The sequence below is a fragment of the Isoptericola sp. NPDC055881 genome (assembly GCF_053615895.1).
Genome location: NZ_JBSHCR010000032.1, coordinates 1 through 24257, shown reverse-complemented (window position 1 = coordinate 24257; position 24257 = coordinate 1). Strand labels below are relative to the sequence as shown.

At 73.2% G+C, this 24257-nt stretch carries 23 protein-coding genes and 1 tRNA gene; 1 reads left to right on the top strand and 23 read right to left on the bottom strand.

Annotated features, from left to right (window positions below; genetic code table 11):
• Positions 1 to 118: 118 nt before the first annotated feature.
• From ACWGKI_RS11590 to argS, 23 genes are all read right to left on the bottom strand, one after another.
• On the bottom strand, positions 119 to 1402 hold the full coding sequence (locus ACWGKI_RS11590; RefSeq protein WP_452187103.1) for an N-acetylglucosamine-6-phosphate deacetylase: 1284 nt from the start codon (positions 1400 to 1402) through the stop codon (positions 119 to 121).
• A 65-nt stretch (positions 1403 to 1467) separates the two neighbouring features.
• On the bottom strand, positions 1468 to 2163 hold the full coding sequence (gene nucS / locus ACWGKI_RS11585) for an endonuclease NucS (RefSeq protein ID WP_380243439.1): 696 nt from the start codon (positions 2161 to 2163) through the stop codon (positions 1468 to 1470).
• A gap of 42 nt (positions 2164 to 2205) precedes the next feature.
• On the bottom strand, positions 2206 to 2625 hold the full coding sequence (locus ACWGKI_RS11580; protein ID WP_452187101.1) for a DUF2550 domain-containing protein: 420 nt from the start codon (positions 2623 to 2625) through the stop codon (positions 2206 to 2208).
• 11 nt (positions 2626 to 2636) lie between these two features.
• Positions 2637 to 2921 (bottom strand): F0F1 ATP synthase subunit epsilon, encoded by a 285-nt coding sequence (locus ACWGKI_RS11575; RefSeq protein WP_380243441.1) that lies wholly within the window; start codon positions 2919 to 2921, stop codon positions 2637 to 2639.
• A 100-nt stretch (positions 2922 to 3021) separates the two neighbouring features.
• A complete protein-coding gene (gene atpD / locus ACWGKI_RS11570; protein ID WP_452187098.1) occupies positions 3022 to 4503 on the bottom strand; it encodes a F0F1 ATP synthase subunit beta in 1482 nt (493 codons plus the stop codon).
• A gap of 79 nt (positions 4504 to 4582) precedes the next feature.
• Positions 4583 to 5482, bottom strand: coding sequence for a F0F1 ATP synthase subunit gamma (locus ACWGKI_RS11565; RefSeq protein WP_380244595.1), 900 nt, complete (start codon positions 5480 to 5482; stop codon positions 4583 to 4585).
• A 2-nt stretch (positions 5483 to 5484) separates the two neighbouring features.
• Positions 5485 to 7113, bottom strand: coding sequence for a F0F1 ATP synthase subunit alpha (gene atpA, locus ACWGKI_RS11560; protein WP_380244594.1), 1629 nt, complete (start codon positions 7111 to 7113; stop codon positions 5485 to 5487).
• Positions 7114 to 7195: 82 nt separating this feature from the next.
• Complete coding sequence (locus ACWGKI_RS11555) at positions 7196 to 8011, bottom strand: F0F1 ATP synthase subunit delta (RefSeq protein ID WP_452187096.1); 816 nt, start codon at positions 8009 to 8011, stop codon at positions 7196 to 7198.
• A complete protein-coding gene (locus ACWGKI_RS11550) occupies positions 8011 to 8607 on the bottom strand; it encodes a F0F1 ATP synthase subunit B (protein WP_380244598.1) in 597 nt (198 codons plus the stop codon). The genes ACWGKI_RS11555 and ACWGKI_RS11550 overlap by 1 nt, the downstream gene beginning before the upstream one ends.
• A 2-nt stretch (positions 8608 to 8609) precedes the next feature.
• Positions 8610 to 8840 (bottom strand): ATP synthase F0 subunit C, encoded by a 231-nt coding sequence (locus ACWGKI_RS11545; protein WP_452187094.1) that lies wholly within the window; start codon positions 8838 to 8840, stop codon positions 8610 to 8612.
• 104 nt (positions 8841 to 8944) lie between these two features.
• Complete coding sequence (gene atpB / locus ACWGKI_RS11540) at positions 8945 to 9814, bottom strand: F0F1 ATP synthase subunit A (protein ID WP_452187092.1); 870 nt, start codon at positions 9812 to 9814, stop codon at positions 8945 to 8947.
• A gap of 168 nt (positions 9815 to 9982) precedes the next feature.
• Positions 9983 to 10468, bottom strand: a complete 486-nt coding sequence (locus ACWGKI_RS11535) for a hypothetical protein (RefSeq protein ID WP_452187090.1) — start codon at positions 10466 to 10468, stop codon at positions 9983 to 9985.
• Positions 10465 to 11727 (bottom strand): glycosyltransferase family 4 protein, encoded by a 1263-nt coding sequence (locus ACWGKI_RS11530; protein WP_452187088.1) that lies wholly within the window; start codon positions 11725 to 11727, stop codon positions 10465 to 10467. The genes ACWGKI_RS11535 and ACWGKI_RS11530 overlap by 4 nt, the downstream gene beginning before the upstream one ends.
• Positions 11724 to 12518, bottom strand: coding sequence for an L-threonylcarbamoyladenylate synthase (locus tag ACWGKI_RS11525; protein ID WP_452187121.1), 795 nt, complete (start codon positions 12516 to 12518; stop codon positions 11724 to 11726). Before ACWGKI_RS11525 ends, ACWGKI_RS11530 begins: the two co-directional genes overlap by 4 nt.
• Before the next feature lie 13 nt (positions 12519 to 12531).
• Positions 12532 to 13500 (bottom strand): peptide chain release factor N(5)-glutamine methyltransferase, encoded by a 969-nt coding sequence (gene prmC, locus ACWGKI_RS11520; protein WP_452187086.1) that lies wholly within the window; start codon positions 13498 to 13500, stop codon positions 12532 to 12534.
• Entirely contained in the window at positions 13493 to 14584 is a 1092-nt protein-coding gene (prfA, locus tag ACWGKI_RS11515; RefSeq protein ID WP_380244588.1) for a peptide chain release factor 1, read from the bottom strand. The genes prmC and prfA overlap by 8 nt, the downstream gene beginning before the upstream one ends.
• A 126-nt stretch (positions 14585 to 14710) precedes the next feature.
• Complete coding sequence (gene rpmE, locus ACWGKI_RS11510) at positions 14711 to 14920, bottom strand: 50S ribosomal protein L31 (protein WP_380244846.1); 210 nt, start codon at positions 14918 to 14920, stop codon at positions 14711 to 14713.
• A gap of 164 nt (positions 14921 to 15084) precedes the next feature.
• A complete protein-coding gene (gene rho, locus ACWGKI_RS11505; protein WP_380244845.1) occupies positions 15085 to 17115 on the bottom strand; it encodes a transcription termination factor Rho in 2031 nt (676 codons plus the stop codon).
• Positions 17116 to 17396: 281 nt separating this feature from the next.
• Positions 17397 to 18368 (bottom strand): homoserine kinase, encoded by a 972-nt coding sequence (gene thrB, locus ACWGKI_RS11500; RefSeq protein ID WP_380244844.1) that lies wholly within the window; start codon positions 18366 to 18368, stop codon positions 17397 to 17399.
• Positions 18369 to 18401: 33 nt separating this feature from the next.
• Positions 18402 to 19508: a threonine synthase gene (gene thrC / locus ACWGKI_RS11495; protein ID WP_452187082.1), complete on the bottom strand. Its 1107-nt coding sequence runs from the start codon at positions 19506 to 19508 to the stop codon at positions 18402 to 18404.
• Between the two features lies 1 nt (position 19509).
• Positions 19510 to 20862: a homoserine dehydrogenase gene (locus ACWGKI_RS11490; protein WP_380244842.1), complete on the bottom strand. Its 1353-nt coding sequence runs from the start codon at positions 20860 to 20862 to the stop codon at positions 19510 to 19512.
• Between the two features lie 93 nt (positions 20863 to 20955).
• Positions 20956 to 22320, bottom strand: coding sequence for a diaminopimelate decarboxylase (gene lysA, locus ACWGKI_RS11485; RefSeq protein ID WP_452187080.1), 1365 nt, complete (start codon positions 22318 to 22320; stop codon positions 20956 to 20958).
• Complete coding sequence (argS, locus tag ACWGKI_RS11480; RefSeq protein ID WP_452187078.1) at positions 22317 to 23984, bottom strand: arginine--tRNA ligase; 1668 nt, start codon at positions 23982 to 23984, stop codon at positions 22317 to 22319. The genes lysA and argS overlap by 4 nt, the downstream gene beginning before the upstream one ends.
• A 120-nt stretch (positions 23985 to 24104) precedes the next feature.
• Here argS and ACWGKI_RS11475 point away from each other — a divergent pair.
• Positions 24105 to 24177 (top strand) — tRNA-Arg (locus ACWGKI_RS11475).
• Positions 24178 to 24257: the final 80 nt, after the last annotated feature.

Sequence of the window (24257 nt, the reverse complement as noted above, 5' to 3'; positions counted from 1 at the left end):
CCTCCTCGGGGCGCCGCGGCGGTGCGGCACGAACGGGCGCCCCGGCGTCGAAGCGCTTCGACAACGCTAGCGACAGGAGCCCCGGAGTGCAAAGACCCTCCGGCCCTCGGGCCAGGTGTCAGGCGACGGGCAGCCCGGCCCGCAGCACGCGGCGCACGCGCAGGTCGCCGTCGGTCTCGAGGACGTCGGCGCGCCGGCCGACCACGAGGCCGCCGACGTCGGGGAGCCCGAGGACGCGTGCGGGCACCCACGAGGCCGAGCGCACCGCGTCGACCAGCGGGACGCCCGCCGCGACCGTCGAGCGCACCACGTCGACCAGGTGTGCCGTGCCGCCCGCGATCGACCCGCCCTCCGGGAGCTCCGGGTCGGCCAGCCGGGCGACGCCGTCGCGCACGGTGACCGCCATCGGCCCGAGCTCGTAGGAGCCGTCCGCCATGCCCGCGGCCGCCATCGCGTCCGTGACCAGCGCGACGCGGTCGGCGCCGACCGTCTCGACCACGCTGCGGACGGTGGCCGGGGCGAGGTGGACGCCGTCCGCGACCAGCTCCACGACCAGGTCGCCGCGGGCGGCGGCGGCCAGGCAGGCGGCGATCGGGCCCGGCGCGCGGTGGTGCAGGGGCCGCATCCCGTTGAACAGGTGGGTCGCGGTCATCTCCCGGGCGGGCGCGTCACCCTCCGCGGCGTGCGCCCGCAGCCCCGCGGCCACCTGCGCGACGAGCGCCTCGGCCTGCTCGGTGGTGGCGTCCGTGTGCCCCAGCGACGGCACGACCCCCGCCTCGACGAGCGCCTCGGCCGCACCCCCCGGCCCGGCGACACCGGGCACCTCCGGGGCGACCGTCATCGTGCGCAGGTGCCCGCGCGACGCCTCGACGAGGTCACGGACCAGCGCGACGTCCCCGGGCACGAGGTCGTCCGGGCTCTGGGCGCCACGGCGCTCGTGAGACAGGAACGGGCCCTCGGCGTGGATGCCCGCGATCTCCCCCGCCTCCGCGAGGTCGGCCAGCATCGCCGCACGGGTCAGGAGCGTCTCCCGGTCGGCCGTCACGAGCGAGGCGAGCATCGTGGTCGTGCCGTGCCGTCGGTGCTCGAGCACGGCGACCATCGCCTCCTCGACGCTGGTCGCGTCGGGGAAGCCGACCCCGCCGCCGCCGTGGTCGTGCAGGTCCACGAGCCCGGGCAGCAGCAGCGTGCCGGGGTCCGGGACGGGGGCGTCGAGGACGGCCGCCGCCACCGCCGGGTCGGCGTGCTCCGCCGCCGCGACGGGCCCGACCCAGCGGACGACGCCGTCGACCACGACCACCGCGCCGTCGTCGACGACGTCGCGGGGAGTCACGACCCGGCCACGCAGCGCGACCGGCGTGCCGGGCGCAGGGACGGGGACGTCGTGGGGCGCATCACTCATGCGGCTCATCCTGCCGCACCCCGGCACGGGCGGAGAAACCGCCGGGCACGTCCCGGCCGTGCCGGTCAGAACAGGCGGGAGTCGACGTCGTCGACGCCGCGCATCGCGTCGTAGTCGAGGATCAGGCAGCCGATCCCCCGGTCCGTGGCGAGCACGCGCGCCTGCGGCTTGATCTCCTGCGCGGCGAAGATGCCACGCACCGGCGCCAGCAGGGGGTCGCGGTTCATGAGCTCGAGGTAGCGCGTCAGCTGCTCGACGCCGTCGATGTCGCCGCGTCGCTTGATCTCGACCGCCACCGACCCGCCCGCACCGTCGCGGGCGAGGATGTCGACCGGGCCGATCGCCGTCATGTACTCCCGGCGGACGAGCGTGTGCCCCGCGCCGAGCCGCTCGATCTGCGCGGCGAGAAGCTCCTGCAGGTGCGCCTCGACACCGTCCTTGACCAGCCCGGGGTCGACGCCGAGGTCATGGGCGGAGTCGTGCTCCACCTCGTGCAGCTCGATCTCCAGCCGGTCGTCCGACTTCTGGTGCTGCACGGTCCACACCTGGGTGACGCCGCGCTCCCGGGCCTCGTCGTCCGGGTCGGCGACCGACGTCGCGCACGGGGGGCTCATCCAGTTCAGCGGCTTGTACGAGCCGCCGTCGGAGTGCAGCAGCACGCTCCCGTCCGCCTTGACGACGAGCAGACGCGTGGCGAGGGGCAGGTGAGCGGTGAGCCGGCCGGTGTACCGGGCCGAGCAGCGGGCGACGACGAGACGCACGGTCCCCCTCTTCGTTCGTGGCGGGTGCGCCGTGGCGGCGCTCTACAGGACCAGGTCGCGGCGGCCGGGGGGCGCGGACTCCAGCCACGAGGCCAGGCCGGCGTACGCGCCCGACGACATCAGCAGCTCGAAGTCCGTGCCGTCGTACCGGCAGCGCACCAGCACCTGGTCGGGCTGGCCCGCCTGGTCGAGCGGGGCCCGGCCGGTGATCGACAACCGGTCCCGGTGCCAGACGCGCGCGGGGCGCGGGGCCAGGGACCAGCCGCGCCACCAGTCGATACGGCCCACGGCGTAGTGGGCGATCCCCACCATCCACGCGGCCTGCGGATCGTCCGCGGGCCGGGCGTGGCAGGGGAAGGAGCCGACCCTCCGGGAGAGGGTCCGCAGGCGAGAGGCACCGGCGGCGAGCACCAGTCCGAGCGCGACGACGAGAGCGATCGCGATCCAGACGACGTACGCCACCGGCACCTGCCTCAGCGGAGCGCCGGCTCGCGGCCGGACAGCTCCGAGACCTCGTCCACGACGACCGTGACGAGGTTGCCGTCGACGGAGACGAAGCCGCCGGTGACGTGCGCCTCGACCGCGGTCCCGTGGGCGGTCGACACCTTGACCGTGCCCGGCCGCAGCACCGCGAGGAGCGGGGCGTGGCCGGCGAGGATGCCGACCTGGCCGTCGACGGACGGGGCGCTGACCTCGCGCGCCGCGCCGGACCAGACCTTGCGGTCGGCCGCGACGAGGTCCACGTTCAGCTCTGCCATCTCCATGTCCTCTTTCCGATCGTGCGGGGTTCCTCAGGTGGTCGCGTCGTCCCGCCGGGAGGGCGGCCTCCTGGCGGGACGACGCGGCGGGGCGAGACCGTCAGGCCCCGTACTCCTTCTGGATCCGAGCCCAGTTCTCCTCGAGCATCTCGAGGCCGCCGATGTTGTAGAACGCCTGCTCGGCGATGTGGTCGAACTCGCCCTCGGCGATCTTCTTGAACGCCTCGATGGTCTCGCTCAGCGGCACGGTGGAACCCTCCACGCCGGTGAACTTCTTGGCCATGTAGGTGTTCTGGGAGAGGAACTGCTGGATGCGGCGCGCACGCGCGACGACCGTCTTGTCCTCCTCCGAGAGCTCGTCCACACCGAGGATCGCGATGATGTCCTGCAGCTCCTTGTTCCGCTGCAGGATCGACTTCACCTGGGTCGCGACGTCGTAGTGCTCCTGGCCCACGTAGCGCGGGTCGAGGATGCGGGACGTCGAGGTCAGCGGGTCGATCGCCGGGTACAGACCCTTCGACGCGATCTCGCGCGAGAGCTCGGTGGTCGCGTCCAGGTGGGCGAACGTGGTCGCCGGCGCCGGGTCGGTGTAGTCGTCCGCCGGAACGTAGATCGCCTGCAGCGAGGTGATCGAGTGACCGCGCGTCGAGGTGATGCGCTCCTGCAGGAGGCCCATCTCGTCGGCCAGGTTCGGCTGGTAGCCCACCGCGGACGGCATGCGGCCCAGCAGGGTCGACACCTCGGAGCCGGCCTGCGTGAACCGGAAGATGTTGTCGATGAAGAGCAGCACGTCCTGCTTGCGGACGTCGCGGAAGTACTCCGCCATCGTCAGGGCCGACAGGGCGACGCGCAGACGCGTGCCCGGCGGCTCGTCCATCTGGCCGAAGACCAGGGCCGTCTTGTCGAAGACGCCGGCCTCCTCCATCTCGGCGATGAGGTCGTTGCCCTCACGGGTCCGCTCGCCGACGCCGGCGAACACGGACACACCGCCGTGGTCCTGCGCGACGCGCTGGATCATCTCCTGGATGAGGACCGTCTTGCCGACGCCCGCACCACCGAAGAGACCGATCTTCCCGCCCTGCACGTACGGGGTGAGGAGGTCGATCGACTTGATGCCGGTCTCGAACATCTCGGTCTTCGACTCGAGCTGGTCGAAGGCCGGCGGCTTGCGGTGGATCGGCCAACGCTCGGTGACCTCGAGCCTCTCCCCCTCAGCGAGGTTGAGGACGTCACCGGTCACGTTGAAGACCTTGCCCTTGGTGATGTCGCCCACGGGCACGCTGATCGGCGCGCCCGTGTCGGTGACGACGGCACCGCGCACGAGGCCGTCGGTCGGCTTCAGCGCGATCGCACGGACCAGGGCGTCGCCGAGGTGCTGGGCGACCTCGAGCATGAGGGTGAAGGACTTCTCGCCCTCGCCCTGCGACGACAGGTCGATCTCGACCGTCAGGGCGTTGTAGATGTCGGGGATCGCGTCCTCGGGGAACTCGATGTCGACGACGGGGCCGATCACGCGCGCGACACGGCCCACGCCGGGTCCGCTCTGGTGCTCGACCGGGGCTTCCACGGTGGTGGCGGTCATTGCTTGCCTCGCTTCGAAAGGAACGTTGCGGATGTCAGGACGGTCGTCAGAGCCGGCTCAGCTGCTGCCAGGGCCGGCGTCATGACGCCGCGAGGGCGTCGGCACCCGAGACGATCTCGCTGATCTCCTGGGTGATGTCCGCCTGGCGGGCCTGGTTCGCCAGGCGGGTGTAGGTACGGATCAGGTCCTCGGCGTTGTCCGTCGCCGTGTGCATCGCCCGCTGGCGCGCGGCCAGCTCGGACGCCGCGGCGTCGAGCATGAAGCTGAAGATGCGGCTGCGGACGTAGCGCGGCAGGAGCGCGTCGAGGACGCTCTCCGGCGACGGCTCGAAGTCGTACAGCGGGAACGCGTCGTGCTCACCGGGCACGGCCACGCCCTCGACGACCTCGAGCGGCAGCATCCGCACCACGCGCGGGCGCTGCGTGACCATGTTGACGAACTGCGTGTACACGACGTGCAGCTCGCCGACGCCGCCCTCCTCCGCCGGAGCGAGGAACGACCCGAGCAGCGTCTCGGCGATCTCCGCCGCGACGTCCGCGTCCGGGCTGTCCGAGCCGTACGACCACTGCCCCGCGATCTCGCGCCCGCGGTAGCGGTAGAACGAGACGGCGCGACGGCCGGCGGCGTAGAGGTCGACGGACTTCCCGGCCTCCTGGAGCTGCGCGACGAGCCGCTCGCCCTCGCGGATGATCGACGCCGAGTAGGCGCCGGCCATGCCGCGGTCGGACGCGATCACGAGGACCGCGACCCGGTCGGTGTCGTGCCGCTCGCTCGTGAGCGGGTGCTTGGTCGACGTGTGCGTGGCCACGGCGGACACCGCGCGGGTGATGGCCCGCTCGTACGGTGCCGCCGCGGCGGTGCGCGCACGCGCCTTGCCGATGCGGGACGCAGCGATCAGCTCCTGCGCGCGGAACATCTTCTTCAGCGACTGCGTCGACTTGATCCGCTGCTTGTAGATGCGCTGGGATCCACCGGCCATGCTCAGGCCTTCTTCTGCACGACGAGCTGCTCCTGCTCGACGTCGGTGGCCTCGCCGTCGGCGTCGCCGCCGACCAGCGGGGTGCCGTCGCCCTTGAGGAAGCCGTTGCGGACGTCCTCCACGGCGGCGGCCAGCGAGTCCTCGGTGTCCTTCTCGAGCTTGCCGGTCTCGGCGATCGTCGAGAGCACCGAGGTGTGGCGGCGCAGGTGGTCGAGCATCTCGGACTCGAACCGCTTGACGTCGTCCACGGGGACGTCGTCCAGCTTGCCCTTGACGCCCGCCCAGACGGACGCGACCTGGTCCTCGACCGCGTACGGCGTGTACTGGGGCTGCTTGAGCAGCTCCATGAGCACGGCACCGCGGGCGAGCTGGCCGCGCGACGCGGCATCCAGGTCCGACGCGAACATCGCGAACGCCTCGAGCGAGCGGAACTGCGCCAGCTCGAGCTTCAGCGTGCCGGAGACCTTCTTCATGGCCTTGATCTGCGCGTCGCCACCGACTCGGGAGACGGAGATACCGACGTCGACGGCCGGGCGCTGGTCGGCGTTGAAGAGGTCCGACTGCAGGAAGATCTGGCCGTCGGTGATGGAGATGACGTTGGTCGGGATGTACGCCGACACGTCGTTCGCCTTGGTCTCGATGATCGGCAGACCGGTCATCGAGCCCGCGCCCAGCTCGTCCGAGAGCTTCGCGCAACGCTCGAGCAGGCGGGAGTGCAGGTAGAACACGTCACCGGGGTACGCCTCGCGGCCCGGCGGGCGGCGCAGCAGCAGCGACACGGCACGGTAGGCCTCGGCCTGCTTCGACAGGTCGTCGAAGATCACCAGCACGTGCTTGCCCTGGTACATCCAGTGCTGGCCGATGGCCGAGCCGGTGTAGGGCGCGATGTACTTGAAGCCCGCGGGGTCGGACGCCGGGGCCGCGACGATCGTCGTGTACTCCAGCGCGCCGGCCTCCTCGAGGGCCCCGCGCACGGACGCGATCGTCGAGCCCTTCTGGCCGATGGCGACGTAGATGCAGCGGACCTGCTTCTCCGGGTCGCCCGACTCCCAGTTGGCCTTCTGGTTGATGATCGTGTCGATCGCGATCGCGGTCTTGCCGGTCTGCCGGTCGCCGATGATCAGCTGGCGCTGGCCGCGGCCGATCGGGATCATCGAGTCGATCGCCTTGATGCCGGTCTGCAGCGGCTCGTGCACCGACTTGCGCTGCATGACGCCGGGCGCCTGGAGCTCGAGGGCGCGGCGGCCCTCGCTCTCGACCTCGCCCAGACCGTCGATCGGGTTGCCCAGCGGGTCGACCACGCGGCCGAGGTAGCCCTCGCCCACGGGGACGGACAGGACCTCGCCGGTGCGGCGAACCTCCTGCCCCTCCTCGATGCCCGTGAACTCGCCGAGGACGACGACGCCGATCTCCCGGACGTCCAGGTTCAGGGCGAGGCCGAGCGTGCCGTCCTCGAAGCGCAGCAGCTCGTTCGCCATCGCGCCGGGGAGGCCCTCGACGTAGGCGATGCCGTCAGCGGCGACGGTGACGCGGCCGACCTCCTCGCTGACCGCGCCCTCGGGCTCGTACGACTTCACGAAGCTGTCCAGAGCGGCGCGGATCTCCTCCGGCCGGATCGTCAGCTCAGCCATTGCTCTCTCCTGTCGTGGCCGCGACATGCGCGGCCTCACGTTCTGCGTAGCCGACCGGGGGCCGGCGCTGGGCCTGAAGGTTTCAGCCGGCCAGCCGGCGACGGGCGTCGGCCAGGCGGGACAGCACGGTGGAGTCGACGACATCAGCGCCGACCTGGATACGCAGGCCTCCGATCACGGACGGGTCGACCGTGACGTTGAGCTGGACGGCACGCCCGTAGGCGCGCTCGAGCAGCCCGGCGAGCCGGTCCTGCTGGGACTGGCTGAGCACGGTGCCGCTGGTGACCGTGGCCACGAGGCGGCGGCGACGCTCGGCGGCGATCTCGCCGTACCACAGCAGGGTCGCCACGAAGCGGCGGCCGCGCAGGGCGGTGGTCGCCCGGCGCGCGAGCGCCAGAGTGACGACGTCCACCTTGCCCGTGAGCAGGGTCTCGACCAGCTGTGCCCGACGCTCGGGGTCGGTCGTGCCGTCCGAGAGCACCTGCCGCGCCTCGCGCTGGCCGACGAGCGCCCGGGTCAGCCGGAACAGCTCGTCCTCGACCGTCTCGAGAGCACCCCGCGACTCGGCGGACGCCAGCATGGCGTCGAGCCCGAGGCGGTCCACGGCGTCCACGAGGTCCCGGTCGCCGGACCAGCGCGACCGCGCCAGGCCGGTGACGAGCTCCACGACACGCTCGTCGAAGCCACCGGCCAGCACGCGGCCGGCGAGGGCCGCACGGTCCTCCGGGTCCCGCGACGGGTCGGCGAGCGACCGGCGCAGCGGACCGGACTCGTCCAGGGCTCCGACGACGACGAAGAGCTGCTCGCCGAGCGCCTGCGCGTCAGCCCCCGCGGACCGCAGGACCGGCTCGAACCGCTCCTGCGCCGCGCTGAGGGATGCTCCGCTGGTGCCCCGCATCAGCCCTCCTTGCCGACCGGCGCCGGCTGCGCCGCCGCGGACTCGCCGCCCGCGGCCTCGAGCTCGTCGAGGAAGCGGTCGACGACGCGCGACTGCCGTGCGGAGTCCTGCAGGGACTCGCCGACGATCTTGGACGCCAGCTCCGTGGCCAGCTCGCCGACCTCGTTGCGGAGGGACACGGCCGCCGTCTGGCGCTCGGCCTCGATCTGACGGTGCGCGGTCTCGACGATGCGCGAGGCCTCCTCGTGCGCCTTGGTGCGCAGCTCCGCGACGATGGCGGTGCCCTCGGCACGCGCCTCCTCACGGGTCTTCGCGGCGTCCGCACGAGCCTCGGCGAGCTGCTGGTGGTACTCCGCCAGCGCCGCCGCGGCCTCCTCCTGCGCCTGCTCGGCCTTGGCCATGCCGCCCTCGATCTTCGCGGTGCGCTCGTCCAGGACAGCCTGGAACTTGGGCAGAGCGTACTTGTAGAAGACGAACCCGATGATCACGACGATCACCAGCGACCAGATGATGTCCGGCCAGTGCGGGATGAGGATGTTCGGCTCGGACTCCTCCGCGGCGAGCACGGTGGCGTCGAGGTTCAGGGGGGAGATCATCATCACGGGACGATGAAGCCGGCCACCAGGCCGAGGAGGGCGAGCACCTCGACGAAGGCGATACCGATGAACATCGTGGTACGGAGCTGGCTCGAGACCTCGGGCTGGCGAGCCATGCCCTCGATCGTCTTGCCGATGAGGATGCCGAGGCCGATGCCGGGGCCGACCGCCGCGAGGCCGTAACCGACGGTGCCGATGTTTCCGGTGACCTCGGCGAGGGTGGTGACGTCCACTGGGTTTCCTTCCGGTTGGGCGCCGGGCCTCGGTGGCCCGGCGTCGCTTTCGTGGGGTGCAGTTGGTAGAGCTGGTCCGGCTCAGGCCGGGTACCGCGAGACGGTCAGTGCTCCGCCTCGACGGACATGTTGAGGTAGACGGCGGTCAGGATCGCGAAGACGTAGGCCTGCAGCGCCGCCACGAAGATCTCGAAGAGGAAGAACGCGAACCCGGCCACGAACGTGCCCGCGCCGAACAGCTTCATCGCGCCGGCCGAGTCGAAGAGGAAGAACGACGTGGCGGTGAAGCAGATCGCGAGCATGAGGTGCCCCGCGACCATGTTGGCCAGAAGTCGGATGACGAGGGTCGCCGGCCGCAGGATGAAGACCTGGAGGAACTCGATCGGCACGAGCAGCAGGTAGAGCGGCTTCGGCACACCCGGCGGGAAGAGGGAGTTCTTGAGGTAGCCGCCCACGCCGTGCGCCTTGACGCCCGCGCTCAGGTACATCACGTAGGTCCACGCGGCGAGCACGATCGGCAGCCCGATCACGGAGGTGCCGGCGATGTTGAGGAACGGCACGACGCTCGTGATGTTCATGACCAGCACGGTGCAGAAGATCGTGGCGATCAGCTTGAAGTACTTGCGGCCGTTCTCCTGGCCCAGCACCTCGATCGCGATCGAGTTGCGCACGAAGTCCAGGATCATCTCGACGATGTTCTGGAACCGGCCGGGGACGACCTTCGCCCGGCGCGCAGCGATGACGAAGACCGTCAGCAGGAAGATGGCGGCGATGACGCGGACCAGCATGATCCGGTTGAACTCGAAGGGCGTCCCCTCGAAGAAGATCGCCGGGGGGAAGAAGTCCGCGACCGTCGGCGCGTGGAACTCGCCGTCACCTTCGGCGGCGAGCAGCAGGGGGATCGCTGGCGTAGACAGGGGGTTCTCCCGGAGGTCGTACGGTCCGGACGCTCCACCGCTGGGCGGGCACGCCATCGGACCTGGCCGTCATGGATTCGCGGACAGCCTACCGGATGTTCACCCGTGCTCCGACATCTCGGAGGAGAATTACCGGCCAGATCCCGCGGCTTGTGAAGAAGCGCACGATGTTGCCCCCGGCGACCGACCGTCGCCCGGCGCAAGCACCCTGGTCAGAGGGCGCCGTCACGGCTGCACGTAGGGCACCCGGCCGGCGCTCACCGCGCGGTAGTCGAGCAGGGCCGAGCCGATCGCTCCCACGGCGAGCACCGCGATGAGCACCCACGGGTCGTAGAACGTCGCGTTCTTGAGCAGCGCGAGCACCACGATCAGGACGACGATCTTCGCGACCCAGGCGCCCATGACGAACGCCGCCATCCGGGCGGGGCTCGACCCGACCGTGCGCAGCATCGACCAGATCGTCGTCGCGCAGAAGAACGCCGCGATCCCCGCGCCCACGAGGGCGCCCCAGAGCCCGGGCAGGCCCGCGACCAGCAGGCCGATCCCCCCGCCCAGCACCACCAGGGCGCCGACCAGCAGCAGCGTGTCCCGCAGCGCGGCGCGCAGCACGGCTCGCTCGGCGGTGGTCGCGTGCTCGCCGGCGGGCGCGTCCGCCGCCACGGCGTCCTGAGCAGGGTCGGGCGTCGGGCCGGGGGTGTCGGGCGTCGTCATCGCGGGCGTCCTTCGTGCGTCGTCAGGGTGGGGGCGACCGGGGTCGCGGAGGTCGTGGGAGCCGTGGAGGTCGTCGCCACCTGCGGGGCGGCGTGCGCACCCGACGCGACGGCGACGGCCGGGTGGCTCCCGGTGGCGACGTCGTCGTCGAGGAACCGCCCGCGGGTGCGCAGCGGGCCGAGCGTGAGCAGCAGCGCCACGACGACGGCGATCCCGAGGCCGACGAGCACGACCTGCCACTCCCACATCACCAGGGCGGCGGCGCCGAACGAGAAGACGGCGGCCCAGACGTACAGGATCAGCACCGCGCGACGGTGGGAGTGCCCCAGGGCCAGCATGCGGTGGTGCAGGTGCATGCGGTCGGGGTGGAACGGCGACTTGCCCGCCGCGAGACGGCGCACCACCGCCATGCCCATGTCGAGCAGCGGCAGCAGCACCACCGCCACCGGCAGCAGCAGGGGGATGAACAGCGGCACGCGCTGCGCGCCGGAGAGCGTGTCGCCCGCCGAGACCGGGTCGATGTTTCCCGTGATGGTGATCGCCGCCCCGGCGAACACCAGGCCGAGCACCATCGACCCCGAGTCGCCCATGAAGATGTGCGACGGGAAGAAGTTGTGCGGCAGGAAGCCGAGGCACGCGCCGACGAGCACCGCCATCATCAGGGTCGCCAGGTTGGCGTAGTTCTCCGGCGTCGCCTGCTGCGTGAGCCCGTAGGTGTAGAGGAGGAAGGCGGCGCCGCCGATGGCGATCAGCCCTGCGGCCAGCCCGTCCAGGCCGTCGACGAAGTTCACGGCGTTCATCGCCACCACGACCACGAGGATCGTCGCGAACAGCGACAGCCGGGACGAGGTGATGTAGAGCCCGTCAGGCGTCGGGAGCGACGTGAGCTGCACCTGCTGCCACGCCATGAAGCCGGCGGCGAGGGCCTGCCCCGCGAGCTTCGTCATCCAGTCGAGGTCCCACACGTCGTCGGCCCAGCCGAGCAGGCACACGATCGTCGCGCCGCCGACGATCCCCCACGCCTGGGGCCCCGTGGCGAACACTCCGGCGAGGAACGGCATCTGCGAGGCCAGGACCACCGCGACGACGATGCCGAGCAGCATCGCGAGGCCGCCCAGCCGCGGCGTGGGCCGCAGGTGCACGTCCCGCTCCCGCACCGCCGAGATCGCGCCCGTGCGACGCGCGACCCACCGCGCGCCCGGGGTGGCGAGGTACGTGACCGCCGCCGAGACCAGCATCAGGAGCAGGTACGCCCTCACCCGGCCGGCTCCTCCGCAGGCGCGCCGGCCGCCGGGCCGTCCTCGGAGCTGCGCCCCGAGTCGCCCACCGAGTCGCCCACCTGGTCGACCACCGAGTCGACCACCGAGTCACCCTCCAGGTCGGCCCCGGGCTCGTCCCCAGGCTCGTCCTCAGGCTCGTCGACGCCACGCACGCGCGCGACCTCGTTGAGCGCCTCGAGCGTGATCGCCCCCTGCCGCACCACGCGCAGGTGCGCGCCGGTAGCGTCCACGATGGTCGACGCGACGCCACCGGGCGCGTCGCCCCCGTCGAGGTAGGTGCTGACCGAGTCGCCGAGCTGCTCGCGGGCGTCCGTGACGTCGAGCGCCGCGGGGCTGCCGGAGGCGTTGGCGCTGGAGACCGCGAGCGGGCCGGTGCGGCGCAGCAGCGCGAGCGCGGCCGGGTGGTCGGGCATGCGCAGCGCGACCGTCCCGTGCGTCTCGCCGAGGTCCCACTGCAGCGACGGCTGCGCCTGCAGGATGATCGTGAAACCGCCGGGCCAGAACGCCTCGACGAGCTTGCGCGCGTCGTCCGGGACCTCGGTCGCGAGCCCGTCGAGGGTGCGCACGTCGGGGACCAGGACGGGGGGCGGCATCTGCCTGCCGCGGCCCTTGGCCGCGAGCAGGGCCGCGACGGCCTCCGCGTCGAAGGCGTCGGCGCCGATGCCGTAGACGGTGTCGGTCGGCAGGACCACCAGGCCGCCGCGCGAGACCGTGTTCACCGCCTCGTCGATCGCAGGGCCCCAGGTGTTCGGGTCGGTGACGTCGTGCACGCTGCTCACGGGCTCAGTCTGTCACGGTTCGCCCGGCGCCCTGCCGCACGTCCGGGACGGCGGGCCCCGCACCGAGGCGCCGAGCCACCACCATCCGCGGCCGTCCGGTCAGGTCGTCGCGGGTCTCGGCGGGCCCGAACCCGCGCACGGCCGCGACCATCGCCCTCGCCTGCGCCGCCTGCACCTCCGCGTGCTCCATCACGTAGAGGCCGCCGGGCCGCAGCAGACGCGCCGCCGCGGCCGTGACGCCACGCGGCACCTCGAGCCCGTCCTCCCCCAGCCCGTACAGGGCCACGCCCGGGTCGTGCTCGGCGACCTCGGGGTCGCGCGGCACCGCGCCGGGCGGGACGTACGGGGGGTTGGAGACGACGACGTCGACCGTGCCGTCCAGGTCGCGCAGCGCGGTGCGGGCGTCGCCGCGCACCAGCCGGACGACGGCTCCCGCGGAGTCGCTCCCGCCGTCCGCGGCCGCTGCCGCGACGTTGCGCGCCGCCCAGCCGTGCGCCGCGGCGTCGAGCTCGACCGCGTGGACGCGGGCTCCGGGGACCTCGGTGGCGACGGCGAGGGCGATCGCGCCGGAGCCGGTGCACAGGTCGACCACGACCGCCGCACCGTCGCGGGCCACGACCCGCGCCGCCTCGTCGATCGCGACCTGCGCCACCTGCTCCGTCTCCGGCCGCGGGACGAAGACCCCCGGCCCGACGGCGAGCTCCAGGTGCCGGAACGGCGCGACGCCGGTGAGGTGCTGGAGCGGTTCCCGCGCCGCCCGCCGCGCGACGTCCGCCGCGAACCGCGTGGCGACGTCGCCGGACAGGTCCCGGTCGAGCACCGCGAGGCGTCGCAGCTCTGCCCGGTCGACGCCGAGGCCGTGCGCGAGCAGCACCTCCGCGTCCACGCGCGGGCTGGGCACCCCGGCAGCGGCGAGGCGCGCCGCCGCCCAGCGGACCCCGGCGCCCACCGTCCCCGGCGCGACGTCAGGCATCGGAGCCCGCCGCCGCCAGGCGCGCGGCCTCGTCCGCCTCCACCGCGGACCGCACCACCGGGTCCAGGTCGCCCGCGAGGACGTGGTCGAGGTTGTACGCCTTGTACCCGGTGCGGTGGTCCGCGATCCGGTTCTCCGGGAAGTTGTAGGTGCGGATCCGCTCGCTGCGGTCCACGGTGCGCACCTGCGAGCGGCGCACGTCGGCTGCGGCGGCGGCCGCGGCCTCCTGCCGTGCTGCCAGCAGCCGGGCGCGCAGCACGCGCATCGCCTGCTCCTTGTTCTGCAGCTGCGACTTCTCGTTCTGCATCGAGACCACGATGCCCGTCGGGACGTGGGTGATGCGGACGGCCGAGTCCGTCGTGTTGACCGACTGCCCGCCCGGGCCCGAGGACCGGTACACGTCGATGCGCAGGTCGTTCTGGTCGATCTCCACCTCGCCCGGGTCGTCGACCTCGGGAAGCACCAGCACCCCCGCCGCGGACGTGTGGATGCGGCCCTGCGACTCGGTGACCGGGACGCGCTGCACGCGGTGCACGCCACCCTCGTACTTGAGGCTCGCCCACACGCCCTCGGCCGGGTCCGACAGGTGGCGGGCCTTGACGGCGACCTGCACGTCCTTGTACCCGCCGAGCTCGGTCTCGGTCGCGTCGAGCACCTGGGTCGCCCACCCGCGCCGCTCGGCGTACCGCAGGTACATGCGCAGCAGGTCGCCCGCGAAGAGGGCGGACTCGTCGCCGCCCTCCCCCGCCTTGATCTCGAGGATGACGTCGCGGGCGTCGTCGGGGTCACGCGGCACGAGGACGCGGCGCAGCCGCTCGGCGGCCGCGTCCTCCGTGGCGCGCAGGTCGGGCAGCTCGGCCGCGAACGCCTCGTCCTCAGCGGCGAGCTCCGCGGCAGCCTCCGCGTCGTCACGGGCCTGCTCCCACGCCCGGAACGCGGCGGCGACCTGGTTGAGCTCGGCGTACCGGCGTCCGAGCGAGCGGGCACGACCCGCGTCGGCGTGGACGGCCGGGTCGGCGAGCTCCCGCTCGATCTCGGCGTGCTCGGCGAGCAGCGGCCGCGCGGCGGCGAACGGGTCGGTCATGGCGTCTCCCGGTGGACGTGCATGGTCCCGTGGGCCCAGCCCCCGGGCAAAGCAACAGCGCCGGCGGTCCGTCGTCCGACTGCCCCTGGAGAGGTTGTCGGGCGGACCGCCGGCGCTGCGAGGGCGCTAGTTCTTCTTGCCGTAGCGCGCCTGGAAGCGGGCGACGCGGCCACCGGTGTCGAGGATCTTCTGCTTGCCCGTGTAGAACGGGTGGCAGGCGCTGCAGACCTCGGCGCTGATCTTGCCGGAGGTCGCGGTGCTGCGGGTCGTGAACGTGTTACCGCAGGTGCAGGTCACCTCGGTGAGGACGTACTCGGGGTGAATACCGGACTTCATGATGCTCCTTGGTGAGATGCCACCGGGTCGCCCCGCAGGACAGCGGGCCGTGAACCGGAAGGCCGACGAACCATTGTGCCAGAACGCAGAGCGCCTGGAGAAATTCCTCGGGTCGGTCCCGTCGGGACCCGGTGCGGGTCCCGACGGGATCGGACGGCGAGGTGTCAGATCGTCTCGCCCGGGTTCTCGTCCGAGAGCCCGGCCGGCGTCGTCTTCTGCACGTGCAGCAGGAACTCGACGTTCGACTTGGTCTTCTTGAGCTGGCCGAGCAGCAGCTCGATCGCCTGCTGCTGGTCCAGCGCGCCCATCACGCGACGCAGCTTGTAGACGATGCCCAGCTCGTCCTTCGCCATGAGGATCTCCTCGCGGCGCGTGCCCGACGCGTTGACGTCCACCGCCGGGAAGATCCGCTTGTCCGCGAGGTTCCGGGACAGGCGCAGCTCCATGTTGCCCGTGCCCTTGAACTCCTCGAAGATCACCTCGTCCATCTTGGAGCCCGTCTCCACGAGCGCCGAGGCGAGGATGGTCAGCGAGCCGCCGTTCTCGATGTTGCGCGCCGCGCCGAAGAACTTCTTGGGCGGGTAGAGCGCCGCGGCGTCCACACCACCGGACAGGATGCGGCCCGACGCCGGCGCCGCGAGGTTGTAGGCGCGCGACAGACGGGTGAGCGAGTCGAGCAGCACCACGACGTCCTGGCCCAGCTCGACCAGGCGCTTGGCCCGCTCGATGGCGAGCTCCGCGACGATCGTGTGGTCCGAGGCCGGGCGGTCGAACGTCGAGGCGATGACCTCGCCCTTGACCGTCCGCTCCATGTCGGTGACCTCTTCAGGCCGCTCGTCCACGAGCACCACCATGAGGTGGACCTCGGGGTTGTTCGCCGTGATCGCGTTGGCGATCTGCTGCATGATGATCGTCTTGCCGGCCTTGGGGGGCGCGACGATGAGGCCGCGCTGGCCCTTGCCGATCGGGGCGACGATGTCGATCACGCGCGGCGTGAGACGCGTGGCCTCCGGGTTCTCCAGGCGGAGCCGCTCCTGCGGGTACAGCGGCGTCAGCTTGGTGAACTCGGGGCGCTGGTGCGCCTCCTCGATCGACATGCCGTTGACCGAGTCGAGCCGCACCAGGGCGTTGAACTTGCTGCGGACGTTCTTGCCGGCCGGCTGCTCGTCGCCCTCCCGGGGCTGGCGGATGGCGCCGACGATCGCGTCGCCGCGGCGCAGACCGGCCTTCTTGACCTGGTTGAGCGACACGTAGACGTCGCCCGCGCCGGGCAGGTAGCCGCTGGTGCGCACGAACGCGTAGTTGTCGAGGATGTCGAGCACGCCGGCGACGGGCAGCAGCACGTCGTCCTCGCGCACCTCGACGTCGTCGAGACCGGCCACGTCGGGGGCGTTCGTCCGGCCGCTGCGGTTGCGCTTGCGGTCGCGACCACGGTCCCGGCCGCGGCGGCGGCGCGAGCCGCGCTCGTCGTCGTCGTCGCGGCGCTGCCGCTCGTCACGCTGGCCACCGCCCTGCGCGCCGGAGCGCTGCGGGGCGGAGCCGTCGGTGGCGCGGCCCTGGCCGGAGCGCTGGCCGTCGCCGTCGCTCTGACCCGCGGCCTGACCGCCCTGGCCCGCGGCCTGGCCGCCCTGGCCAGCGTTCTGACCCGCGTTCTGACCGCCGGAGCGTCGGGCACCCCGCTCGCGGGGCGCAGCCACGGCCTCGGCCAGCTGCGCGAGACGCGCCTCGCGGTCGGCGTCGGAGCGCTGGTCACCGCGCTGCTCGCCACGCTGCTCGCCACGTTGCTCACCCTGGCGGGCGGGCTGGGCGGCAGGGGCGTCGTCGGCGCCGGAGCGCTGCTGCGGCGCGGCGTCGCTCTCGGCGGAGCCGGTCGAGCGCGTGGCGCGGCGCGAACGACGGGGCGCCTCGGCGCCCTCGGCGCGCGTCGCGCGGGCGTCGGACGTCTTGGGCTGGTCGGCCGGGGCGTCGCTGCGGACCGTGGGTGCCACGGCGGTCGCCGCGGCGACCGGGGCAGCGGCGGTGCGCGCGCCCTGGCCGCCAGCGGCCCGGATCGCGTCCTGCAGGTCGCTCTTGCGCATGCGGGACGTGCCCTTCACGCCCATGCCGGAGGCCATCGCCTGCAGCTCGGCAAGACGCATCGAGCTCAGGTTTCCGGATGCGGCGGAGCCGTTCCGGCTGTCGGTGGTGTTCGTCACGAAGGACCCTTCCCCCTCGTATGCGGCCCTCAGATGTCACGGGCCGGGGTGGCTGCCGTCCAGGCGCGGGGAGCGCCGAGACGCGTGGAACCTCGCATCAGTGGTACGACGACGTCGGCTGGCGGGGTTGGTGTTTCGCCTTCTGCCGGGACTGCCGCGGCGGGTCGTGCACCGCATCGCAACCGCCAGGCACCTGGCTCCGACCGGGCACGCGAGCGTGCCGTGCGGTGGGAGGGAGTGCCCTCGCGATCGATCCCGAAGGCTCAACGCATCATATCACCTCATGCTCGTCCGGAGGCCGACACGCCGCCTCCTTCGAAACCCGGCCCGGCGGTCACGCGCCGCGCGACCGCGCCGTCCGTGTCGATGCCCAGGCGGAGCGCCCGCCAGCCCGCCACGTCGTCGACGAGCTCGGCCAGGATCCCGTCGAGCCGGGTCGTCCCCTCCCCCGACGTGAGCACGAGCACGGTCGGCCCCGCGCCGGAGATCGTGGCCGCGAGGCCCTCGGCCCGCAGCGCGCGCAGCAGCTCTGCCGACCCCGCCATGACGGCCGCCCGGTAGTCCTGGTGCAGGCGGTCCTCGGTCGCGTCGAGCAGCAGCTCGGGGCGCCGCGCCAACGCCTCGACCAGGAGGCCGGCGCGGCCCGCCGTGAAGGCTGCGTCTCCGTGCGGCACCTCGGCCGGCAGCACCCCGCGGGCCCGGCTCGTGGCGAGGCGGTGGTCGGGCACGAGCACGGTGGCCTCGATGCGCTCGTCCACGTCCAGGTCGACGGCGCGCGGGCCGTCCGCCGTCCGCCAGGCGAGGGTGGCGCCACCGCGGATCGCGGGCGCCGCGTTGTCCGGGTGCCCCTCGAACTCGGTAGCGATCCGCAGCACCGCGTTCGCGTCGAGCACGTGCGGGTCTGCCAGCAGGGCCCGGGCCGCGACGATGCCCGCGACCACGGCCGCCGACGACGAGCCCAGCCCCCGCGCGTGCGGGATGCGGTTCAGGCACCGCAGCCGCAGCCCGGTCCGGGGCGCGCCCGCGAGGTCCAGCGTGTGGCGCAGGGCGCGCACCACGAGGTGGTCCTCCCCCGCCGGCACCTCGCCGGCGCCCTCGCCCTCGACCTCGATCTCGACGTCGCCGCTCGCGAGGAGCTCGACCTCCAGCTCGTCGTGCAGGGCGAGGGCCAGCCCCATCGCATCGAAACCGGGGCCGAGGTTCGCGCTGGTGGCGGGGACGCGGACGAGGACGTGGTCGGCGCCGAGCTGCATGGGGTTCCCCTCCCGGGGCCGTGAGGAGTGGACTCAGTCGAGGCCGAGCGCGTCCGCGATGGACACGACGTCGGCGCTCACGCGAAGGGGAGCGACCTCGCCGCCGTCGGGCGTGCGCAGCGCCCACTGGGGGTCCTTGAGGCCGTGCCCCGTGACGGTCACGACGACGCGCGCGCCGGCGGGGACCAGGCCGCGCTCGGCGCGGGCGAGGAGCCCCGCGACACCGGCCGCGGACGCCGGCTCGACGAAGACGCCGACCTCGGCGGACAGCACGCGGTGCGCCGCGAGGATCTGCTCGTCCGTCACCGCCTCGATGACGCCCCCGGACCCGTCGCGGGCGGCCTCGGCCTGCTCCCACGAGGCGGGGTTGCCGATGCGGATCGCCGTGGCGATCGTCTCCGGCTGGTCGACGGGGTGACCATGCACGATCGGCGCGGCGCCCGCGGCCTGGAAGCCCCACATCTGCGGCGTCCGCGTGGCGACGGCGCCCGCCGCCTCGCCGGCGTCCAGGCCCGCGTACTCCCGGAAGCCCTTCCAGTACGCGGTGATGTTGCCCGCGTTGCCCACCGGCAGGCAGTGGATGTCGGGGGCGTCGCCCAGGGCGTCGACGATCTCGAAGGCCGCCGTCTTCTGGCCCTCGATGCGGTCGGGGTTGACGGAGTTCACCAGCTCGACCGGGTACACCTCGGCGAGCTTGCGGGCCGCCACGAGGCAGTCGTCGAAGTTGCCGTCGACCTGCAGCAGGCGTGCGCCGTGCGCGACCGCCTGGCTGAGCTTGCCCATCGCGATCTTGCCGTCGGGCACCAGCACCGCGCACGTCATGCCGGCGCGGGTCGCGTAGGCCGCGGCCGACGCGGACGTGTTGCCCGTCGACGCGCACACGACGGCCTTGGCGCCGCGTCCGGCCGCCGCCGAGATGGCTGCCGTCATCCCCCGGTCCTTGAACGACCCGGTCGGGTTCATCCCCTCGACCTTGACGTAGACGTCGGCACCGGTGCGCTGCGACAGCGCGGGCGCGGGCACCAGCGGCGTGCCGCCCTCGCCGAGCGTCACGACACGCTCGCTCAGGTGGGCGGGCAGCCGGTGGGCGTACTCGGTGATGACACCGCGCCACTGGTGGGCAGGCTGTGGCGTGGACATGTCAGGCTCCCTCGACTCGCAGGACGGACGTGATCTCGTGCACCGCGTCGAGGCGGCGCACGGCCGCGACCGTGGCGGCGAGCGACGCCTCGCGCGCGGCGTGCGTGGTGAGCAGCAGCGCGGCGGTGCCCTCGGTGCCCACGACGTACGGCTCGTTCGGGGCCTGCCGCACGGTGTCGATCGACACGCCGTGGTCGGCGAGGACCTGGGCCACCTGCGCCAGCACGCCGGGCCGGTCCGCCACGACGAGGCGCACCTGGTAGCGGGTGACCGCGGCGTCGTGCGGCAGCACCGGCAGCGACGCGTAGGCCGACTCGCGGGGCCCCCGGCCACCGGCGACCCGGTCGCGGGCGACCGACACGACGTCGCCCAGCACCGCCGACGACGTCGGCCGCCCGCCCGCGCCCTGGCCGTAGAACATCAGCGGGCCGGCGTCGTCGGCCTCGACGAACACCGCGTTGAACGCCCCGCGCACCGCGGCGAGCGGGTGCGTGGACGGCACGAGCGCGGGGTGCACGCGCACCGAGACCCCCTCGGCGGTCTGCTCGGCGATGGCGAGCAGCTTCACCACGTGCCCGGTCTGCTGCGCCGCGGCGACGTCGGCCGCCGAGACGCCGGTGATGCCCTCGCACGCGACCTGGGCCAGCGAGACGCGCGTGTGGAACGCCAGGGAGGCGAGGATCGCGGCCTTGGCGGCCGCGTCGTGGCCCTCGACGTCGGCGGTCGGGTCGGCCTCCGCGTAGCCGAGCGCCTGCGCCTCCTTGAGGGCGGCGGCGAGGTCCAGCCCGTGCGTCGCCATCTGGTCGAGCACGTAGTTCGTGGTGCCGTTGACGATCCCGAGCACGCGCCGCACGTGGTCGCCCGCGAGCGACTCGCGCACCGGGCGGACGATCGGGATCGCGCCCGCCACGGCAGCCTCGAACGACAGGTCCACGCCTGCCGCGTCGGCGGCCTCGAACAGCTCCGGGCCGTGCGCCGCGAGCAGCGCCTTGTTGGCCGTGACGACGCTCGCGCCACCGGCGATCGCCCGGTGGATGAGGCCGCGCGCGGGCTCGATGCCGCCCATGAGCTCGACGACGAGGTCGGCCCGGTCCACGAGGGCGTCCGCGTCCTCGGTGAGCAGCTCGCGCGGCACGACCGTGCCCACGCCCTCCCGGGGCCGGCTCGCGTCGCGCACGGCGATGCCCACGAGCTCGAGGCGCGCTCCCGCCCGGGCCGCGAGGTCGTCGGCGCGGGCGACCAGGGTCTGCGCGACCTGCGTCCCGACGACGCCGCAGCCCAGCAGGGCGACGCGCAGCACGCCGGGTTCGGGGCGCGGTGCGGCCGGAGGCACGGGGACGGAGGCTGCAGGCACGGGGAAACCTTCGGAACGGGTGGCCGGGACGGTGGTCAGGATAGCCGCGCCGCGCGGTCGACGGGCTGACCGTCCACAGGCGCCCTCTCCTCGTCAGCCGAGGTCGAGCGCCAGCAGGTCGTCGACCGTCTCCCGCCGCACGAGGACGCGCGAGGCGCCCTCGGCGACGGCCACCACCGGCGGCCGCGTGAGCAGGTTGTAGTTGGACGCCATCGACCGCCCGTACGCGCCGGTCGCGGCGACGGCGAGCAGGTCGCCCGCGCGCACGTCGCCGGGCAGGAGCACCTCGTGCACGACGATGTCGCCGCTCTCGCAGTGCTTGCCCACGACGCGCGCCAGCACGGGCTCGGCGTCCGACGTCCGGCCCACCAGCTCCGCGTGGTACCGCGCGTCGTAGAGCGCCGGACGGATGTTGTCGCTCATGCCGCCGTCGACGGACACGTACGTGCGCACCCGGCCGTCGTCGAGCGCGACCGGCTTGACCGTGCCGACCGTGTAGAGCGTCAGGCCCGCCGGGCCGACGATCGCACGCCCCGGCTCGATCGAGATGCGGGGCAGCGTCGTGCCGAGCTCCGCACAGACGGCGGACACCGCGCTCGCCACGTCCTTGGCGATGCGGTCCGGGTCGAGCGGTACCTCGCCCGGCAGGTACGCGATGCCGTAGCCGCCGCCGAGGTCCACCTCGTCCACCAGCACGCCGGTGCGCTCCGCGAGCTCCGCCCGCAGCCGCAGCACCACCCGCGCCGCCGCCTCGAAGCCCGCCGGGTCCAGGATCTGCGAGCCGATGTGGGAGTGGATGCCGAGCAGCCGCAGCTCCGGCCGGGCGACCACGGCGAGCAGGGCCCGCATCGCGGGCGGGTCTCCCCCGTCGGCGCCGGCGTTCACCGACAGCCCGAACTTCTGGTCCTCGTGCGCGGTCGAGATGTACTCGTGGCCGCCGGCGTGCACGCCGGTCGTGACCCGCACCATGACGGGCGCGACCACACCGCGGGAGGCCGCGAGGGCAGCGACCCGGTCCACCTCCACCAGCGAGTCGACGATGATCCGGCCGACGCCGGCGTCGAGGGCGGCGAGGACCTCCTCGTCCGACTTGTTGTTGCCGTGCAGGCCGATCTCGGCGCCGGGCACGCCGGCCCGGAGCGCGACGGCGAGCTCGCCGCCGGACGCCGTGTCGACGCGCAGCCCCTCCTCGCGGGCCCAGCGCGCCACCGCGACGGTCAGCAGCGCCTTGCCCGCGTAGTAGACGTCCACGCCCGTGCCGACCTCGGCGAACGCCGTCGCGAACGCCGTCCGGTAGCCCCGGGCCCGGGAGCGGAAGTCCGCCTCGTCGAGCACGTACACCGGGGTGCCGTGCGTGGCCGCGAGGTCACCCACGGCGACGCCCGCGACCTCGACCGCGCCGTCCGCGCGCCGCTGGACGCCGCTCGCCCAGGGGACGCCGAGGACGCCCGCGGTCACATCCGCTCCGGGGCGGAGACGCCGAGCAGCTCCAGACCGTTGGCGAGCACCTGGCGCACGGCGTCGTTGAGCCACAGGCGCGTGCGGTGCGTGTCCGTGACCTCCTCGTCCGGGTACGGCGTCACGCGGCACTCCTGGTACCACTTGTGGTAGTCGGCGGCCAGCGACTCGAGGTAGCGCGCGACGCGGTGCGGCTCCCGCAGCTCCGCGGCCTGGGACACGATCCGCGGGAACTCGGTGAGCGAGCCCACGAGCGCGGCCTCGGTCCCGTGCGTGAGCAGCGCCGGGTCGAACGCGTCCGCCCCGTCCGGGCGGGTGCGCACCACGTCGCGGTCGGCCGCGTTCCGGTCGACGGCGCAGGTGCGCGAGTGGGCGTACTGCACGTAGTAGACGGGGTTGTCGTTGCTCTGCTTGAGCATCTCCTCGCCCGACAGCGACAACGGCGAGTCGGCCGGGTAGCGCGCGAGCGAGTAGCGCAGCGGGTCCGAGCCGAGCCACTCGATGAGGTCGTCCATGTACAGGGCGTTGCCCCGGCGCTTGCCCATCCGCTCGCCGCCGATGTTGACGAGCTGGCCGATGAGCACCTCGATGTTCGCCTCCGGGTCGTCGCCCGCGCACGCGGCGATGGCCTTGAGGCGGTTGATGTACCCGTGGTGGTCGGCGCCGAGCAGGTAGATCTTGCCCGGGAAGCCGCGGTCCTTCTTCGACAGGTAGTACGCGGCGTCGGCGGCGAAGTACGTGGGCTCGCCGTTCGCGCGGATCATCACGCGGTCCTTGTCGTCGCCGAAGTCCGTGGTGCGCAGCCACACCGCGCCGTCGACGTCGAACACGTGACCCTGCTCGCGCAGGCGCTCGACGGCCTGCTCCACCGCGCCCGACTCGTGCAGGGTGCGCTCCGAGAACCAGACGTCGAAGTGCACGCCGAAGGCGTCGAGCGTGCGGCGGATCGCCTCGAGCTGCGCCTGGTAGCCGAGCTCGCGCGCGGCCGTGGCGGCCGCGTCGGCGGGGAGGTCGAGCAGGTCGGGCTCCTGCGCCAGCACCTCGGCGGCGCGCTCCGTGACGTACTCGCCCGGGTACCCGCCCTCGGGCACGTCCTCGCCCTTGGCGCGAGCGACGATGGACGCGCCGAACTTGTCCATCTGCGCGCCGGCGTCGTTGATGTAGTACTCCGCGGTCACGTCGGCGCCGGCGGCGCGCATGATCCGCACGAGGGCGTCACCCAGGGCTGCCCAGCGGGTGTGCCCGATGTGCAGCGGGCCCGTCGGGTTCGCCGAGATGTACTCGAGGTTGTGGACCTGCCCCGCGAGGGTGTCGGTGCGGCCGTACTGCTCGCCCGCGGTGACGATCGACCGGGCGAGCTCGCCCGCCGCGCCCGCCTCGAGCGTGATGTTGAGGAAGCCCGGCCCGGCGACGTCGGCCGCCTTCACGCCCGGCGTCGCCACGAGGCGCGCCGCCAGGTCCTCGGCGAGGGCCCGCGGCGTCGTGCCCGCCTTCTTCGCGAGCTGGAGGGCCACGTTGGTGGCCCAGTCCCCGTGCTCGCGCTGCCGCGGTCGCTCCACGTGGACCGAGGCCGGGACGGCGTCGGCGGGCAGGGCGAGGGTGCCGTCGGCCACGGCCGAGGCGAGGGCAGCGCTGAGTGCTCCGGAGAGCTCGTCGGGGGTCACCGGGCGATTCTACAAAGGTGCGGCACGGGTCCGTGCGCTCGGTTGCCACCCGGACCCCGAGGTGCTGGTAGTCTCGTGCACCGTGCCGACGGCTTCGCGTTGTCGATCGTGTCGGCGCCCGCGCCTGTAGCTCAGTGGATAGAGCGTCTGCCTCCGGAGCAGAAGGTCGGGGGTTCGAATCCCTTCAGGCGCACCGACGAAGAGCGGCCCTGGTCATCGACCAGGGCCGCTCTTCTGTGTTGACCCCGGAAAGCACCCCAGACGTCGCGGTTG